Here is a 15,621-nt window from a genome sequence, read left to right as displayed (position 1 = left end):
GACTAGCTTCCTTTGCGCCATGCCGGCGCGAGCGCCAGCTTTTCGCTGGCATCGAACACATAGGCTTGCGACGCGCTGAAATACAGCGTGATCGAAGCACCCAGCTCGAAGCGGTGCACACCGGTGAGCTGCGCCACCAGTTCGCCCACCGCCGTCTCGACGTGCACGAAGGTGTCGGAGCCCGAGATTTCGGCCAGCTCCACCTTGCCGGGCAAGGCGATGTCGCCCTGCCCCGCATCCACGTTCAGTGCGCTCGCGCGCAGGCCGACCGTGACGGTGCCTGCAACGCTTTCAGGCACGGCCAGAGCCAGCGCGGGGCCGCCGGCCAGTTGCACCTTACCGGCGGTGGCCGTGCCGGCCAGCAGGTTCATCGGCGGATCGCTGAAGGCGCGTGCCACGCGCAGCGACTGCGGCGCATGGAAAACCTCGGCCGTCGGGCCGTACTGCAGCAGCTCGCCAGCATCCATCACAGCTGTGTAGCCGCCGAGCAGCAAGGCTTCACCAGGTTCGGTGGTCGCGTAGATCACGGTCGAATCGCCGGTGGCGAAGAGCTGCGTGAGTTCTTCGCGCAGGCCTTCGCGCAGCTTGTAGTCGAGGTTGACCAGTGGTTCGTCGAGCAGCATCAGCGGTGCGTTCTTGGCGAGCGCGCGCGCCAGCGCCACGCGCTGCTGCTGGCCGCCCGAGAGCTCGGCTGGATAGCGGTCGAGGAACATGCCGATGTGCAGCTTGTCGGCCAGCGCCTTCACACGCGCATCGATATTCGACTCACCGCGCAGCTTGAGCGGCGAGGCGATGTTGTCCGCCACCTTGAGCGAGGGGTAGTTGATGAACTGCTGGTAGACCATCGCGACATTGCGTTCGCGCACGGGCATGCCGGTCACGTCCTTGCCGTCGACCAGCACCTTGCCTTCCGTGGGCGTGTCGAGCCCCGCCATCAGCCGCATGAGGCTGGTCTTGCCGGCCTGCGTCGCGCCCAGCAGCACGGTGACCGCGCCGCTCCTGGGCGCGATGCTCTGCTCGTAGAGCCATGTCTGCGCACCCACCTTCTTGGTGACGCGCTCCAGTGTCAGTTGCATTGGCGCTCTTTCCCTTGTGTTCGTCTAGTTGTTGTCGACGCGGACTGGCTGCAGCAGCAGCCAGCGCGCGACCTGCTCGCGCTCTTCGGGCGTGTAGTGCAGCCCCAGCTTGGAGCGCCGCCAGAGCACGTCTTCCGCGCTCACGGCCCATTCGTGGTCCTGCAGGAAGCGTAGTTCGCGCTCGTACAGGCCCGGCGCCACTTCGTCGCCCAGGTCGGAAAAGGACTTCGCGTCGCCCAGCAACTCCGCTATGCGGGCGCCGTAGCCCCGCGCGAGGCGGCGAGCCAGATGGCCGTAGAGCCACGGATACCTGGTTTGCACGGCCGACACGAAGCGTTCGAAATCGTCGTCGGGCCGCTTCGCGGCGCCGATCCATGCCGACAGGTCACCGCCCGCGAGAAAGGCGCCATCGGTCCAGGCCGGGCGCTGCGCGCTCGACTGGCCCAGCATCCTGCCCACCTCGTCGGCCGCGTCCTCGGCCAGCTTGCGGAAGGTGGTGATCTTGCCGCCCCATACCGACAGCAGCGGCGCGGCGGTGGTGTTCGATTCGAGCATGTAGTCGCGCGTGACGGCCGATGGGTCGCCCGAGTCGTCGTCGAGCAGCGGGCGCACGCCCGAGTAGGTCCAAACCACGTCGGCCGGCACGATGGGCTTCTCGAAGTAGCGGCTGGCCTGGGTGCAGAGGTAGTCGATTTCTTCCTGTGCGATGCGCGCGGCGCCGGGGTCGTCGCCGGTGAGTTCGATGTCGGTGGTGCCGATCAGCGTGAACTCGCCCTGGTAGGGAATAGCAAAGATGATCCGCTTGTCGGGGTTCTGGAAGATGTAGGCGTGGTCGTGCTCGAACAGGCGTGGCACCACGATGTGGCTGCCCTTCACGAGCCGCAGGCTCTTGGTGGCCAGCGCCTCGCCCTTGGCCGACTGCGCGACACCTCGCAGGAAGGATTCGGCCCACGGCCCTGCGGCATTGACCACCGCGCGGGCGCGCAGCGTGCGCTTGTTGCCGTCGGCGCCCTGCAGCGTGGCAGTCCAGCCGTCGGCGTCTCGCTGGGCGTGCACGCAGCGCGTGCGGGTCAGCACTTCGGCGCCACGCGCCTTTGCGTCGAGCGCGTTCAGCACCACGAGGCGCGCATCGTCGACCCAGCCGTCCGAGTAGATGAAGCCGCGCTTGTATTGGTCCTTCAGCGGCTTGCCTGCGGCGTGGCGGCGCAGATCGACGCTGCGCGAAGCCGGCAGCACCTCGCGCTTAGCTAGGTGGTCGTACATGAACAGGCCAATGCGGATCATCCAGGCCGGGCGCATCGAAGGGTCGTGCGGCATCACGAAGCGCAGCGGCCACATGATGTGCGGGGCGCTCTTGAGCAGCACCTCGCGCTCCTGCAGCGCCTTGCGCACCAGCGAGAACTCGTAGTACTCGAGGTAGCGCAGCCCGCCGTGGATCAGCTTGGTGGAAGAAGACGAAGTGTGCGAGGCGAGATCGTCCTTTTCGCACAGCACCACGCGCCAGCCGCGGCCCGCGAGGTCGCGCGCGATGCCGCAGCCGTTGATGCCGCCGCCGACGATGAGCACGTCGCAATCGGTGGCCGGCGCGGGCGAAATGGAAGAGAAATCGCTCACAGAAATTGGGTCCGTTGAAGCGTGACTTTGGTCACTAACGGCGGCCATTGTATTTTCGCGTCTTTTCATTTGGATTCCTTTTGGCGCGATTTTCCTCCGAGTTTTCCCTTACTCGTCTTCGTTTTCTTTCGCTTTAAAGTGGCGCGCTCTGTACCCTCGGTCGCAGTCTTCCTGCTTTCCACGACGCCCCTGTGAACTCCAACCCGCGCCAGATCAACCTCCTGGACACCGTGCGCGCGCGCGGCTCCGTCACCGTCGAGCAACTGGCCGACATGCTCGGCGTCACCCTGCAAACGGTGCGGCGCGACGTGCAGCGGCTGGCCGACGAGGGCCTGCTCACGCGCTTTCACGGCGGCGTGCGCGTGCCCAGCTCGACCACGGAGAACATCGGCTACCAGCAGCGCGAGACCCTGCACGCCGAAGGCAAGGCGCGCATCGCCCGCCGCGTGGCGGAGCTGGTGCCCAACGACTGCTCGCTGATCCTCAACATCGGCACCACCACCGAGGCCATCGCCAAGGCGCTGCTGCGCCACACGGGCCTGCGCGTGATCACCAACAACCTGAACGTGGCCACCATCCTGAGCGGCAACACCTCGTGCGAAGTGATCGTGGCGGGCGGCTCGGTGCGACCGCGCGACCGCGCGATCGTGGGCGAGGCCACCATCGACTTCATTCGCCAGTTCAAGGTCGACATTGCGCTGATCGGCGTGTCGAGCATCGAGGCCGACGGATCGCTGCGCGACTTCGACCTGCGCGAGGTGAAGGTGGCGCAAACCATCATCGCGCAGGCGCGCGAGGTGTGGCTCGCGGCGGACGCCAGCAAGTTCAACCGGCCGGCAATGATCCAGCTGGGCACGCTCTCGCAGATCGACCGGCTGTTCACCGATGCCGAGCCGCCGGCGCCATTCGCCGACCTGCTGCACACCGCCCAGGTGCGCCTCGAGATCGCGCGCGAGAACTGACAAGAAAGAACACGAACGAATGACCACCTACCTGCTCGCCCTCGACCAAGGCACTTCCAGCTCGCGCAGCATCGTGTTCGACCGCGAAGGCCACATCGTCGCCATCGCGCAGAAAGAGCTGACGCAGATCTACCCGCAGCCAGGCTGGGTCGAGCACGACCCGATGGAAATCTGGCGCAGCCAGCTCGCCACCGCGCGCGAGGTACTTGCCAAGGCGAAACTCAAGCCCACCGACATCCACGCCATCGGCATCACCAACCAGCGCGAGACCACCGTGCTGTGGAACCGCAAGACGGGCCAGCCGGTGCACCACGCCATCGTCTGGCAGGACCGCCGCGCCGAGCCTTTGTGCGCAAGGCTGCGCGACGAGGGCATGACAGACACCATCCGCGAGAAGACCGGGCTGGTGATCGACGCGTACTTTTCCGGTACCAAGCTGCGCTGGCTGCTCGACAACGTGCCCGGCGCGCGCGCGCAGGCCGAGCGCGGCGAACTGGCCTTCGGCACGGTCGACAGCTGGCTCATGTGGCAGCTCACCGGCGGCAAGGTGCACGTGACCGACGTGAGCAACGCCTCGCGCACCATGCTCTTCAACGTGCACAGCAACGAGTGGGATGCCGATCTGCTGAAGGCGCTCGACATTCCCGCCGCGCTGATGCCGAAGGTGCAGCCCTCGAGCTCGCACTTCGCCGACACCGATGCAGCGCTGCTGGGCCATACGCTGCCCATCGGCGGCGTGGCCGGCGACCAGCAGAGCGCCCTCTTCGGCCAGGCCTGCTTCGAGGCCGGCATGGCGAAGAACACCTACGGCACCGGCTGTTTCCTGCTGATGCACACGGGCGGCGCCTTCCAGCCCTCGCACAACGGCCTGCTCGTGACCAGCGCCGCACAGGCCGATGCGACGCCGCAGTACGCCATGGAAGGCAGCGTGTTCGTCGGCGGCGCCGTGGTGCAGTGGCTGCGCGACGGCCTCAAAGCCATCAAGGGCAGCGCCGAAGTGCAGTCGCTGGCCGAGAGCGTGCCCGATGCTGGCGGCGTGATGATGGTGCCGGCCTTCACCGGCCTCGGCGCGCCCTACTGGGATGCGGATGCGCGAGGCACCATCACCGGCCTCACGCGCGGCACCACGGTCGCGCACATCGCGCGCGCCGCACTCGAAAGCATCGCCTACCAGAGCGCCGCGCTGCTGCAGGCCATGAGCCGCGACGCGGTGGCCGCCGGCGGCAAACCCGTGGCCGAGCTGCGCGTGGACGGCGGCGCGAGCGTGAACGACCTGCTGATGCAGTTCCAGGCCGACCTGCTGGGCATTCCGGTGGTGCGGCCCGAAGTGATCGAGACCACCGCGCTGGGCGCCGCCTACCTCGCAGGCTTGTCGACCGGCGTCTACACCGACGCGCGCCAGCTCTCGAAGCTGTGGAAGATCGAGCGCCGCTTCATGCCGACCATGGGCCGCGCGCAGGCCGAGGAATCGATGGCGCGCTGGGAGCGCGCGGTGCGGCAAGCCACTGCGACCTGATGCTCCAAAAGACCTCGCCACCATCGGGGCACTGAGGTCAGCAGTGTGAGCCCCGGGGCAGAATGCGCCCGCCCCCGACTTGCCGCGCTGCCTGCTTGACCACTCCAACCAACGAAGTCTCTCCGTCGCGCAACGCGCTGCTCGCCTGCGGCGTGGTGGGCGCAACGCTGCTGGCGCTCATCGCGCTGGGCCACGACGGCCGCCGCATGGCACAGCTCGCGGTGCTTGCAATGCCGATGGTGCTGTGGCTTGCCTGGCCGTTGCGCAGCGCGCGGATGCGGCGCATGCGCACGCTGCTGGTCTGGCTCTGGGCCATGGGCTTCGCGCTCGACGGCGCGGTGCGCGCCTATCTGCTCGACGCCTACCAGGCCGCGCCCGACGCTGCGATGGTGCTGGGCGCAGCGGCCAACACCAATGCGCGCGAGGGCTCCGAATACCTGTGGATGCATTGGCGCTCGGCTGCGGTGTGGTGTGCCGCGCTGGTCGTGGCGGGCGTGCTCGTGGGCATGTTCGCGCGGCGCGGCGCTGTAGCCGATGCGGCGACTGCATCAGCACGGCCTGCTCGATGGGTCGTGGCGCTTGTCGCACTGCTGCTTCTCGTCGCATGCGTGGCCTACGCAAGCAAGCCCTGGCGCCGGCTGCATCCCGCGATCTTCTGGACGCAGTGGGCAGATTCCGTTCACACGCTGCGCACCGCCTGGGGCGACCAGCAGAAGCAGCGCGACCGCCTGATGGCGCAGGCCAAAGGCATCGCGCCAGTGATATCGCAGGCTGGCCCTTCCACTGTGGTGCTGGTCATCACCGACAGCATCAACCGCGACAACATGGCGCTGTATGGCTACGGCCGCCCGACCACGCCGCGCCTGCTGGCGCACAAGGCGCAGACCGGCGACCAGATGGCGGTGCTGAAGAACGCCTGGTCCGTCGACGCAAGCACCCTGCCCGCGCTGCGCAACATGTTCCACTTCGGCCTGCCCGAGAGCGAGAACCCGCCGCACCTTCTGGCCCTGGCGCGCGCCGCCGGCTACAAGGTCTGGTGGATCAGCAACCACGACGACCTCGCCATCGAGCAGCAGCATGCGCGCCTCGCCGATGTGGTCGACATGGTCAACCGCACGCCCGGCCGCGCCAGTGCCTCGCTGGACGGCGAGATCCTCGACTGCATGCAGGAGGCGCTGGCCGATACGAGCACCGACCGCAAGCTGATCGTGGTTCATCTGATGGGCGCGCATCCGCACTACAGCCTGCGCTTTCCAGCCAACGCCAACCCCTTCGACGACGATGTGGATGCGGTCGAGAACGGCCTCGTGAAAGACGGCCGCTCGGCCTGGGTGCGCCGCTTCCGCCAGGAATACGACGCCGCGCTGCTGTATCACGACTTCGTGGTGTCCGAGCTGCTGCAGCAGACGCGCAGCACTGGCAAGCCGGGCGACTACCGCGCGTGGATGTACCTGTCGGACCACGGGCAGGAGGTAGGCCACGTGAGCGACCGCGCGGGGCACAGCCCGGCGACCGCCTCGGGCTATCGCATTCCGGCCGTGGTGTGGCGCAACCAGCAACCGCTGTCGTCGGCCGCGGCGCAGCAACAACCGTTTCGCGCAGACTGGTCGGGCTGGACGCTGATGGACCTGCTGCACATCCAGTGGAACGGGCAGAAGCCAGAACGCGATGTGCTGCAGGATGCCTACCGCTGGCAGGCGCCCACGATTCCAGTGGCCGTCGAATCCTTCTCGCGCTAGCCGTGCCGGGGCGACAGATGAATGCCGGCGATCATGCAGCGCACCGATCCGCCCGCCATCTCGATGGTCGGAACCGGCAGCGGAACCAGCCGCGCGGACCGTTCGATGACAGCCTTCTGCTGGCTGCTCAGGCTGCAGAAGGCGCGCTGCGACAGCGCGAGCACGCGGCCATCGCGGCCTGACAGCTCGATTGCATTGCCTGCGAACTCGGCAATCTGCCCGGCCGTGAGCGCGATGACTTCGCGCCCCGATTCCTCCAGCCGGGCGCGCACCTCGGCCGCACGACGAGCATCCGGGATCATGTCGAAGCCGACCAACGCAAACGCCGTGGCCACGCACATCAGCACATTGGTGTGATAGATCGGCCGGCCGGCTTCATCGGCCGTGTCCACCAGCATCGGCTCGAAATTGAAGTGCGTGCTGAAACGCTCCAGCGCCACCGCATCGGCCCGGTTGGAACGAGCCGTGTAGGCCACTCGCGCCAGGTGGTCGAGCACCATCGCGCCGGTGCCTTCGAGAAACAGGCCGTCGTGCTCGAGGCCGGAATAGTCGATGACGTCCTGCACCCGGTAGTTGGACTTGAGCATCTCGATCACGTCGGCGCGGCGCTCGCGGCGGCGGCTCGGCGAATGCATCGGGTAGATGGCGACATGCCCGCCCGGGTGGGTAGAGAACCAGTTGTTGGGAAAGACCGAGTCCGGCGTGTCGTGCTCTCCCCGGTCTTCGAACAGATGCACGCGCACGCCTTCGGCTTCGAGCCGCTCGACGGCTGCAGTCACCTCGCGATAGGCGGCATCGGCCACGGCCTGCGCGGCCTCCTTGGCGGCTGCGGTCTGGAACGCGTTGTCGGCAGCAGTCTCCGGATTCGGCGTGAACCTGTGCGGACGGACCATGACCACGGCGGCCGGCGCCTGAACGGAGCGGATCGCGGCCGGCATCATCAAGCCACCCTTCGGATGACCGCACGCGAGGCGCCGCTGCGCGTGTGGCGAAACAGGTCCTTCGGGTCATCGGCCCGGGGCACCAGCTCGACGTCCACGCCAAGGTTGCGGCGCTCGGCCTGTTCGTGCACATAGCGCAAGGTGGCGTAGTCCTCCAGCGCGAAGCCGACCGAATCGAACACCGTGACCTGTTCGGCGCTTTCGCGCCCCGCTGCCATGCCGGCCAGCACGCGCCACAGGTCGACCACGGGGGAGTCTTTCGGCAACTGCTGGATGTCGCCCTCGATGCGCGTCTGCGGCTCGTATTCGACGAACACGCGCGCGCCGCGCAGCACGTCGGCATGCAGCTCGGTCTTGCCGGGGCAATCGCCGCCGACCGCGTTCAGGTGCATGCCCGGCTCGATCATGTCCGGCGTGATGATGGTGGCGCAGGCCTTGTCGGCAGTCACGGTCGTCACGATGTCGGCGCCGCGCACGGCCTGCGCCGTGGAGCCGGCACGAATGATCTTGAGCGACGGAAAGGCCGAGAGGTTGCGCACCAGCTTGTCGGTGGCGTGGGCGTCGATGTCGTACACGGCAATTTCCTCGATGCCCAAGTGACAGTGAAAGGCCAATGCCTGGAATTCGCTCTGCGCGCCGTTGCCGATGAGCGCCATGCGGCGGGCGCCGGGCCGCGCCAATGCGCGCGCCGCCATCAGCGAGGTAGCGCTGGTGCGTAGCGCAGTGGCAAGGGTCAGTTCAGACAGCAGCACGGGGTAGCCGGTCTCGACATCGGCGAGCACGCCGAAGGCCATCACCGTGTAGAGGCCGCGGCCGGTGTTGGCCGGATGGCCGTTGACGTACTTGAAGGCATAGCGCGAGGCATTCGACACAGGCATCAGCTCGATGACGCCGATGTCCGAGTGGTTTGCCACGCGGGCCGATTTGTCGAAATCAGGCCAGCGAATGAAGTCTTCCCGGATGGTGTCGGCCAATGCGCCGATGAAGGGGGCCACGCCAATCTCCTGCACGAGGCGGGACATGGTGGGAACGTCGATGAAGCGGGTCATGGGGGTCTCCTGAGCGGTCCGGCCGCGTCGCGCAGCCGTCTTTCGATTGTTCCGGGGAGACGTGCCAGATTGAACCCTCCAACTTGTCAAGTTAGCGCTTGAACCTTACATTTCGCTCGATCTGATCAGCAATTTGACAAATGGCAATGGACGACATCGACCGACAACTCATTGCCCTGCTGCGCGACGACGCGCGCGTGCCGGTGGTGGCACTGGCCCAGAAGCTTCGCGTGGCGCGGGCGACCGTGCAGAACCGGATTGCCAAGCTGGAGAACGACGGAACCATCGTCGGCTACACCGTGCGGCTGAAGCCCGAAGCGGAGGCGCATCGCATCCGCGCGATCATGAGCATCGAGATCGAGGGGCACCGCGCCGAACGCGTGAGCCAAGTGCTTCGCGGTCACCCCAACGTCGTGGCCCTGCACTCGACCAACGGCCGCTGGGACCTGATGGCCGAACTGCGCGCCGACTCGCTCGAAGCCTTCGACAAGGTGCTCAACGCCATCCGGCAGATCGAAGGCATTTCGAGCACCGAGACGAGCATCCTGCTGTCGACGCACAAGCTCTGAGGCTGGCGGCGCGGTCGGCGCCAGCCTCGTTCGGTCAGCCTCAGTGCGCAGGAACCAGGAAGTCCTGACTGATGCGCCCACCCAACTCGTTCACGCGGTCGAGGAACTGCGTGAGGTAAGCATGCAGGCCGGTCGCGAGGATCTCGTCGACCCGCGCGTATTGCAGGTCGGCCAGCAGCTTGCCAGCGCGGCGCTGCGTTTCGGCGCTCTGTTCGTTCTGCACCTTCGCGAGGTTGTTCACCACCTCGACCAGGCTCGCGTGCAGCGAGCGCGGCATGTCGGCGCGAAGAATCAGCAGCTCGGCCACGCGCTCGGGCTTGATCACGTCGCGGTACACCTTGCGGTAGACCTCGAAGGCCGAGACGCTGCGCAGGATCGCGCTCCAGTGATAGAAGTCGTACTCTTGGTCTTCCTCGGTGGCGGCGCCGAAGAACTCGCTGTTCAGCGCGTGGAACTTCACGTCCACCAGGCGCGCGGTGTTGTCGGCGCGTTCCAGGAAGGTGCCCAGGCGCGAGAAGTAGAAGGCCTCGTCCTGCAGCATGGTGCCCAGCGTGACGCCGCGCGACAGGTGCGAGCGGAACTTGACCCACTCGAAGAACTGGCCCGGGTCGCGCTCGAAATCGCCTGCGCGCAGCATGCGGTTGACTTCGAGCCAGGTGGTGTTCTGCGTTTCCCAGGCTTCGGTGGTGAGCGCGCCGCGCACGGCGCGTGCGTTCTCGCGAGCCGCCTTCAGGCAGGAGACGATCGACGAGGCGTTGCTCTCGTCCTTGACCATGAACTCCATCACGTCGTGGGGCGTGATCTGGTCGTACTTCTTGTTGTACCAGGGCAGCAGCTCGCTGATGGACAACACGCCCTGCCAGCCGTACTTGGCCACTTCGGCGGACTGCGGCAACAGGGAGGTCTGGTAGTTGACGTCCAGCATGCGCGCCGTGTTCTCGGCGCGCTCGGTGTAGCGGGACATCCAGTAGAGATGGTCGGCGGTGCGAGACAGCATCGGTTGTGCTCCTACTACGATTGGCTTTGCGACTGCGCGGGCGCCGCCTTGGGCTTGGGCGCGCGGTCGGCTTCGAGAATCCAGGTGTCCTTGGTGCCGCCGCCCTGCGACGAGTTGACCACCAGCGAGCCTTCTTTCAGCGCCACGCGCGTGAGGCCGCCGGGCACCATCTGCACCTCGCTGCCCGAGAGCACGAAGGGGCGCAGGTCGATGTGGCGCGGCGCGATGCCGGCGTCGACGAAGGTGGGCGAGGTCGACAGGCTCAGCGTGGGCTGGGCGATGTAGCCGTCAGGCTTGGCGATCACGGCTTTCTTGAAGTCCTCGATTTCGGCCTGCGTGGCGGCCGGGCCGATCAGCATGCCGTAGCCGCCGGCGCCGTGCACTTCCTTGACGACCAGGTCCTTCATGTTGTCGAGCGTGTATTGCAACTCGTCCTTGTTGCGGCACATGTAGGTGGGCACGTTCTTCAGGATCGGCTTTTCGCCGAGGTAGAACTCGACCATCTTCGGCACGTAGGGGTAGATCGACTTGTCGTCGGCCACGCCGGTGCCCACTGCATTGCAGATGACGACGTTGCCTTCGCGGTAGGCGCGCATCAGGCCGGCGGTACCGAGCGTGGACGTGGGGCGGAACACCTCGGGGTCGAGGAAGTCGTCGTCCACGCGGCGGTAGATGACGTCGACGCGCCGCGGTCCGCGCGTGGTACGCATGTAGACGAAGTTGTCCTTGACGAACAGGTCCTGGCCCTCGACCAGTTCCACACCCATCTGCTGGGCGAGGAAGGCATGCTCGAAGTAGGCGCTGTTGTACATGCCGGGCGTGAGCACCACCACCGTGGGCTCGGCCGTGGCCGGCGGCGCGCTGGCGCGCAGCGTTTCGAGCAGCAGGTCGGGGTAGTGCGCGACTGGCGCGATGCGGTTCTGGTTGAACAGCTCGGGGAAGAGCCGCATCATCATCTTGCGGTTTTCGAGCATGTAGCTCACGCCGCTGGGCACGCGCAGGTTGTCTTCGAGCACGTAGTACTCGCCGTTGCCGTCGGCATCGGGGGCACGAACAATGTCAATGCCCGAGATGTTCGAATAAACGTTGTGCGGCACGTTCACGCCCATCATCTCGGGGCGGAACTGCGCGTTGTTCAGGATCTGCTCGGCCGGGATGATGCCGGCCTTGATGATTTCCTGGTCATGGTAGACATCGTGAAGAAAGCGGTTGAGCGCCGTGACACGCTGCACCAACCCTTTTTCCATGCTGTCCCACTCGTGAGCGGGAATGATGCGAGGCAGCAGGTCGAACGGGATGAGCCGCTCGGTGCCGGAGCCGTCCTCGTCCTTGGCGCCATACACCGCGAAGGTGATGCCGACCCGGCGGAAAATCAATTCCGCCTCTTCGCGCCGCGAACGCATCACCTCACCGGGTTGCTTCGCGAGCCATTGGTCGTAGCGCTTGTAGTGCTGTCGGATTGCAGCCCCCGCATAGGGCAACTGCTCATACATCTCGTCAAATTTGTGCATGGAACGACCAATCTCCTTGAGCTATAGCTTAGCAAGTTCAGGGCCAGTAGAACCCCTTATGCCAAGGCCGGAGACGGGCCGGAAGACTTTTTCTTCGCTCAGCGCTCAGGCCCTTCCTCGCTGGCCGCCTGCCTCTTGCGGGGCGAGAGAAATCCCTTGATGCGCTCCCCGCTCTCGTCGCTGTAGAGACTGGCCAGGAAGGATTCGCGCTCGGCGTCGAGCTGCTCACGCCGGCTGCGCCCACGCGCCGAATACACGAGCTGCTTGATGCGCGCCTGCACCTCGAACGGGCCGCGCGCGAGCTGCTGCGCCCAGGCAAGCGCGGTGGCGCCGGCTTCCCCGTGGGGCACGACCTTGTTGACCACGCCCAGTTCGTGCAGCCGCTTCGCGGTGCTGGGCGTGCCGTCGAGCAGCATTTCGAGGGCGGCCTGCGGCGGCAGCGCGCGCACCAGCGAATCGGTGCCGCCGCCGTCAGGCGTGAGGCCGACATTCACATAGGACATGGCGAACTTCGCGTCTTCCGCGGCCACGATCAGGTCGCAGGCCAGGCACAGCGAAAAGCCTCCGCCCATGGCCGCGCCCTCGACGGCGGCAATGACGGGCTGGGGTGCCTCCTGGATCGCCATGATCCATTCGTGCAGCGCATCGATGTGGCCATGCTGTTCGGCGGCCGGCAGCTTGCGTTGTCGCGCCAGGCGCCGCAGGTCGCCGCCGCCGCTGAAATGGTCGCCCTCCCCGCACAGCACGATGGCGCGCACGGTGCGAAAGCCCGAGGTGGCGCGCATCGCCTTGGCGGCCGCACGGTAGACCGACGGATTGAGCGCATTGCGCGCCGCGGGGTTGCTCAGCGTCAGCACCAGCACCGGGCCTTCGCGGTGCATCTTGAGCCGCGCGCCGGGCGCAGCCGCGGCGCTCGTGCTGGTGATGGCCGGAACAGCGGCCGTCACGGCGTATGCCCGGAAAACAGGTCCCACCGAAGGCCTTGACGGTTGTCCATACTGTCCCCTCTTCTGAGTTGTAGCCAAACGATACAACGCATGGGACGCCAGTACGAGCACGCTGACAAGTGGCCTTTTGGACTACTTTTGACAATTAGTTCACGATTTCAGGGCTGTGCTGCCAGTACCGCGCGTGGCGCTCGCGCTCGCAGGCCACGTCGGCGGGGCGTGTGCTGGTCCAGTGCGCGGCGCCGCAGCGGGTGTTTTCGACCAGCCGCACGCCGCGGTCCCGGTAGCGCGCCGCCACCTCCTGCGCCGGGTGGCCGAAGCGGTTGCGATACCCCGCCTGGACAAAGGCGATGCTCGGCTGCACCGCATCGAGGAAGGCCGGGCTCGACGAAGTCTTGCTGCCATGGTGCGGCGCCAGCAGCACGTCGGCCCGCAGCAGCTGCGGTGTGCGCACGACGAGCGCGGTTTCCTGCAGCCGCTCGATATCGCCGGCCAGCAGCGCCGCCGCGCGCCCGTTGCCTATACGCAGCACGCACGAGACGGCATTGGGCTTGGTGAAGCTGCGGTAGTCGGTGTCGAACGGATGCAGCACCTCGAAGCGCACGCCGTCCCAGGTCCAGGCCTGCCCCGCCTCGCAACGCCGTGCCGCCAGCGTCGCCTGAAGCGGATGCGTGGCTTCGAGGGAACTCAGCAGCTCGGCCCGCGGCTGCATCGCGAGCACCGCGGGCGCACCGCCGGTGTGGTCGGTGTCGCGGTGGCTCAGCATCAGCATGTCGAGGCGCTCGCCATACGCCCGCAGCAGCGGCACGAGCACACGATGGCCGGCATCGCTTTCGAGGCTGTAGCGCGGGCCGGCGTCGTAGAGCAGGCTGTGCGTGGCAGTGCGCACGAGCACCGCGTTGCCCTGGCCGATGTCGGCGGCGAGCAGTTCGAATTCGCCGGTCGCCGGCCGGGGCGCCTGCCACAGCAGCACCGGCAGCAGCAGCGGAATGCCGAGGGCACGCAGCGACCAGGACAGCCGCATGGCCAGCAATGCGCCGCCTGCCACGCCGCAAGCGGCCATCCACAAAGGCGGCGCGGCCATCGACAGCGTGGCATACGGCAGCCCGGCCAGCCATTGCAGCAGCAGCGTCAGCACCTGCACGGCCCGGGCTGCGAGGTCCCACAGCGGCGGCACGGCCACGCCCAGCATGGCCAGCGGCGTGATCACAAGCGTGACCCAGGGGATCGCCACCGCATTGGCCAGCAGGCCGATCAGTGACACCTGCTGGAACAGCAGCAGGCTCAACGGCGTGATCGCCAGCGTGATGACCCATTGCTCGCGAAAGAACTGCAACAGACGGAAAGACGCGCCGGTCTTCCGCTCGCCCGGCACAGCAGCGTCCGTGGCGAACAACACACCCACCGCCACGAAGCTCAGCCAGAAGCCGGCCTGCATCAAAGCCCACGGATCGAGCGCGACCACCACCGCCGCCGTCAGCAGCCACACATGCGGCCAGGGCCAGCGCCGGCCCGTGAGGCGCAGCAGCGCGACCGTCGCCAGCATCCAGACCGTGCGCTGCGAGGGCACGCCCCAGCCGCTGAAGAGCGCATAGAGCGTGGCCAGCAGCACGCCGCCTGTCAACGCTGCCTGCTGCGCGGGCAAGCGCAGCATCAGCCGCGCGCTTCGCCGCCAGAGCAGGCCGACGATGTGCGCGGCCAGCCAGGCGAACATCGTGACGTGGAGGCCGGAGATCGACATCAGGTGCGCCACGCCCGTCGCGCGGAACACGTCCCAGCCAGAGCGGTCGATGGCACTCTGGTCGCCAGTGACCAGGGCTGCGATCACGCCCGCCTGGGCGCGGTCGGGCACGCGCTCGAAGACGCCGTCGCGTACGGCTTCTCGTGCGCGCTCGATGGGATGCCGCCACGTGCTTGCCACCAGCATGGGCGCCGCATCGCGCGCGCCGGTTCGCACATAGCCACTGGCATGCAGGCCCTGCTCCCACATCCAGAGTTCGCTGTCGAAGCCATGGGGATTGCGGCTGCCGTGCGGCGCCTTCAGACGCACCGTCAGTCGCCATCGCTCGCCGGCGTGCAGGGGGCCGACGGTGCTGGTCAAGGGCGCGCGGCTTTGGGACGCCCGGCTCCACAGGCTCGAGCCTTCGGCATACCAGCCGAGTGCAATGCGATCGGGTACGGCGGGTTGTCCCTGTGCGTCCGGATCGGCCCAACCCGCGGACTCGACATCCAGGCGGAACTGCGTTCCAGCTTCGTTGCGCTGTGGCATCTCCGACACAACGCCCGTGACCTGCAGGTCGCGCCCTTCGAGCGCCGGGTCGAGCGCGCCGTTCGCATAGACCGCCGCGCGCCATCCCGCGAGCCCTGCGCCGGCCATAGCGCCGCATAGCAAGGCGATGAGCATCAGGCCCCTGCCCGGCATGCGTCGCCAACACAGGCCGGCCACTGCCACGAACAGCAAGCCGGCGTAGGCCCACGCCGGCCAAAGCACCGCCTGCTGCAACTGCAAGGCCGCTCCCAGCAGCGAGCCACCCAGCGCCACGAACGCCCCCGCTCCACCCATGGCACCGCCAGACGCACGAAACGGCGTCAACGAAAAACTCCCGAACCCATGATGCAAACCCTCCCCAAAGTCACGCTCAGTGGCGCGTTAATTGCTTGGCATCTGGGCTAGTATGCGTCTCACAAGAGACATCTTTT

Annotated in this window: 12 protein-coding genes; 4 read left to right on the top strand and 8 right to left on the bottom strand. The window is 67.1% G+C overall.

Annotated elements, in window-relative coordinates; all coding sequences use genetic code 11:
* Positions 1 to 2: 2 nt before the first annotated feature.
* The gene (locus tag NWF24_RS10105; RefSeq protein ID WP_258354045.1) at positions 3 to 1,076 is read right to left on the bottom strand and encodes an ABC transporter ATP-binding protein; all 1,074 of its coding nucleotides are present in this window, start codon (positions 1,074 to 1,076) and stop codon (positions 3 to 5) included.
* A 24-nt stretch (positions 1,077 to 1,100) separates the two neighbouring features.
* Positions 1,101 to 2,759, bottom strand: a complete 1,659-nt coding sequence (gene glpD, locus NWF24_RS10100; protein WP_258354044.1) for a glycerol-3-phosphate dehydrogenase — start codon at positions 2,757 to 2,759, stop codon at positions 1,101 to 1,103.
* A 122-nt stretch (positions 2,760 to 2,881) separates the two neighbouring features.
* Here glpD and NWF24_RS10095 point away from each other — a divergent pair, with 122 nt between their 5' ends.
* From NWF24_RS10095 to NWF24_RS10085, 3 genes are all read left to right on the top strand, one after another.
* On the top strand, positions 2,882 to 3,652 hold the full coding sequence (locus NWF24_RS10095) for a DeoR/GlpR family DNA-binding transcription regulator (protein WP_258354043.1): 771 nt from the start codon (positions 2,882 to 2,884) through the stop codon (positions 3,650 to 3,652).
* Between the two features lie 19 nt (positions 3,653 to 3,671).
* Positions 3,672 to 5,168, top strand: coding sequence for a glycerol kinase GlpK (gene glpK / locus NWF24_RS10090; protein WP_258354042.1), 1,497 nt, complete (start codon positions 3,672 to 3,674; stop codon positions 5,166 to 5,168).
* Between the two features lie 95 nt (positions 5,169 to 5,263).
* Positions 5,264 to 6,907, top strand: a complete 1,644-nt coding sequence (locus NWF24_RS10085) for a phosphoethanolamine transferase (protein WP_258354041.1) — start codon at positions 5,264 to 5,266, stop codon at positions 6,905 to 6,907.
* Here the strand turns inward: NWF24_RS10085 and ctlX are convergent.
* The gene (gene ctlX / locus NWF24_RS10080) at positions 6,904 to 7,848 is read right to left on the bottom strand and encodes a citrulline utilization hydrolase CtlX (protein WP_375338446.1); all 945 of its coding nucleotides are present in this window, start codon (positions 7,846 to 7,848) and stop codon (positions 6,904 to 6,906) included. The genes NWF24_RS10085 and ctlX overlap by 4 nt on opposite strands.
* On the bottom strand, positions 7,848 to 8,897 hold the full coding sequence (locus tag NWF24_RS10075; RefSeq protein WP_258354040.1) for an ornithine cyclodeaminase: 1,050 nt from the start codon (positions 8,895 to 8,897) through the stop codon (positions 7,848 to 7,850). Before NWF24_RS10075 ends, ctlX begins: the two co-directional genes overlap by 1 nt.
* 146 nt (positions 8,898 to 9,043) lie before the next feature.
* Here NWF24_RS10075 and NWF24_RS10070 point away from each other — a divergent pair, with 146 nt between their 5' ends.
* Positions 9,044 to 9,466, top strand: coding sequence for an Lrp/AsnC family transcriptional regulator (locus tag NWF24_RS10070; RefSeq protein ID WP_258355267.1), 423 nt, complete (start codon positions 9,044 to 9,046; stop codon positions 9,464 to 9,466).
* A 40-nt stretch (positions 9,467 to 9,506) separates the two neighbouring features.
* On the opposite strand, the gene NWF24_RS10065 is transcribed toward NWF24_RS10070, so the two are convergent.
* The 4 genes from NWF24_RS10065 to NWF24_RS10050 all read right to left on the bottom strand — a co-directional run bounded on the left by NWF24_RS10065 (position 9,507) and on the right by NWF24_RS10050 (position 15,484).
* Positions 9,507 to 10,463: an alpha-E domain-containing protein gene (locus NWF24_RS10065; RefSeq protein ID WP_093050811.1), complete on the bottom strand. Its 957-nt coding sequence runs from the start codon at positions 10,461 to 10,463 to the stop codon at positions 9,507 to 9,509.
* A gap of 14 nt (positions 10,464 to 10,477) precedes the next feature.
* The gene (locus NWF24_RS10060) at positions 10,478 to 11,974 is read right to left on the bottom strand and encodes a circularly permuted type 2 ATP-grasp protein (RefSeq protein ID WP_093050814.1); all 1,497 of its coding nucleotides are present in this window, start codon (positions 11,972 to 11,974) and stop codon (positions 10,478 to 10,480) included.
* A 98-nt stretch (positions 11,975 to 12,072) separates the two neighbouring features.
* Positions 12,073 to 12,921 (bottom strand): oxepin-CoA hydrolase, alternative type, encoded by an 849-nt coding sequence (locus NWF24_RS10055; protein ID WP_258354039.1) that lies wholly within the window; start codon positions 12,919 to 12,921, stop codon positions 12,073 to 12,075.
* Between the two features lie 145 nt (positions 12,922 to 13,066).
* Positions 13,067 to 15,484 carry a DNA internalization-related competence protein ComEC/Rec2 gene (locus NWF24_RS10050; RefSeq protein ID WP_258355266.1) on the bottom strand — a complete coding sequence of 806 codons (2,418 nt, stop codon included), beginning with the start codon at positions 15,482 to 15,484 and terminating at the stop codon, positions 13,067 to 13,069.
* Positions 15,485 to 15,621: the final 137 nt, after the last annotated feature.

Source organism: Variovorax paradoxus (assembly GCF_024734665.1).
In the GTDB taxonomy this organism is placed as follows: domain Bacteria; phylum Pseudomonadota; class Gammaproteobacteria; order Burkholderiales; family Burkholderiaceae_C; genus Variovorax.
The sequence above is the reverse complement of the archived record's forward strand: the minus strand, read 5'-3'. Positions and strand labels throughout refer to the sequence as shown.

Bases quoted from the DNA above. Each gene is read 5' to 3' on its own strand.
- NWF24_RS10105 (WP_258354045.1), bottom strand. From the start codon at position 1,076: ATGCAACTGACACTGGAGCGCGTCACCAAGAAGGTGGGTGCGCAGACA.
- glpD (WP_258354044.1), bottom strand. From the start codon at position 2,759: ATGAAAAGACGCGAAAATACAATGGCCGCCGTTAGTGACCAAAGTCAC.
- glpK (WP_258354042.1), top strand. From the start codon at position 3,672: ATGACCACCTACCTGCTCGCCCTCGACCAAGGCACTTCCAGCTCGCGC.
- ctlX (WP_375338446.1), bottom strand. From the start codon at position 7,848: ATGATGCCGGCCGCGATCCGCTCCGTTCAGGCGCCGGCCGCCGTGGTC.
- NWF24_RS10075 (WP_258354040.1), bottom strand. From the start codon at position 8,897: ATGACCCGCTTCATCGACGTTCCCACCATGTCCCGCCTCGTGCAGGAG.
- NWF24_RS10070 (WP_258355267.1), top strand. From the start codon at position 9,044: ATGGACGACATCGACCGACAACTCATTGCCCTGCTGCGCGACGACGCG.
- NWF24_RS10065 (WP_093050811.1), bottom strand. From the start codon at position 10,463: ATGCTGTCTCGCACCGCCGACCATCTCTACTGGATGTCCCGCTACACC.
- NWF24_RS10060 (WP_093050814.1), bottom strand. From the start codon at position 11,974: ATGCACAAATTTGACGAGATGTATGAGCAGTTGCCCTATGCGGGGGCT.
- NWF24_RS10050 (WP_258355266.1), bottom strand. From the start codon at position 15,484: ATGGGTGGAGCGGGGGCGTTCGTGGCGCTGGGTGGCTCGCTGCTGGGA.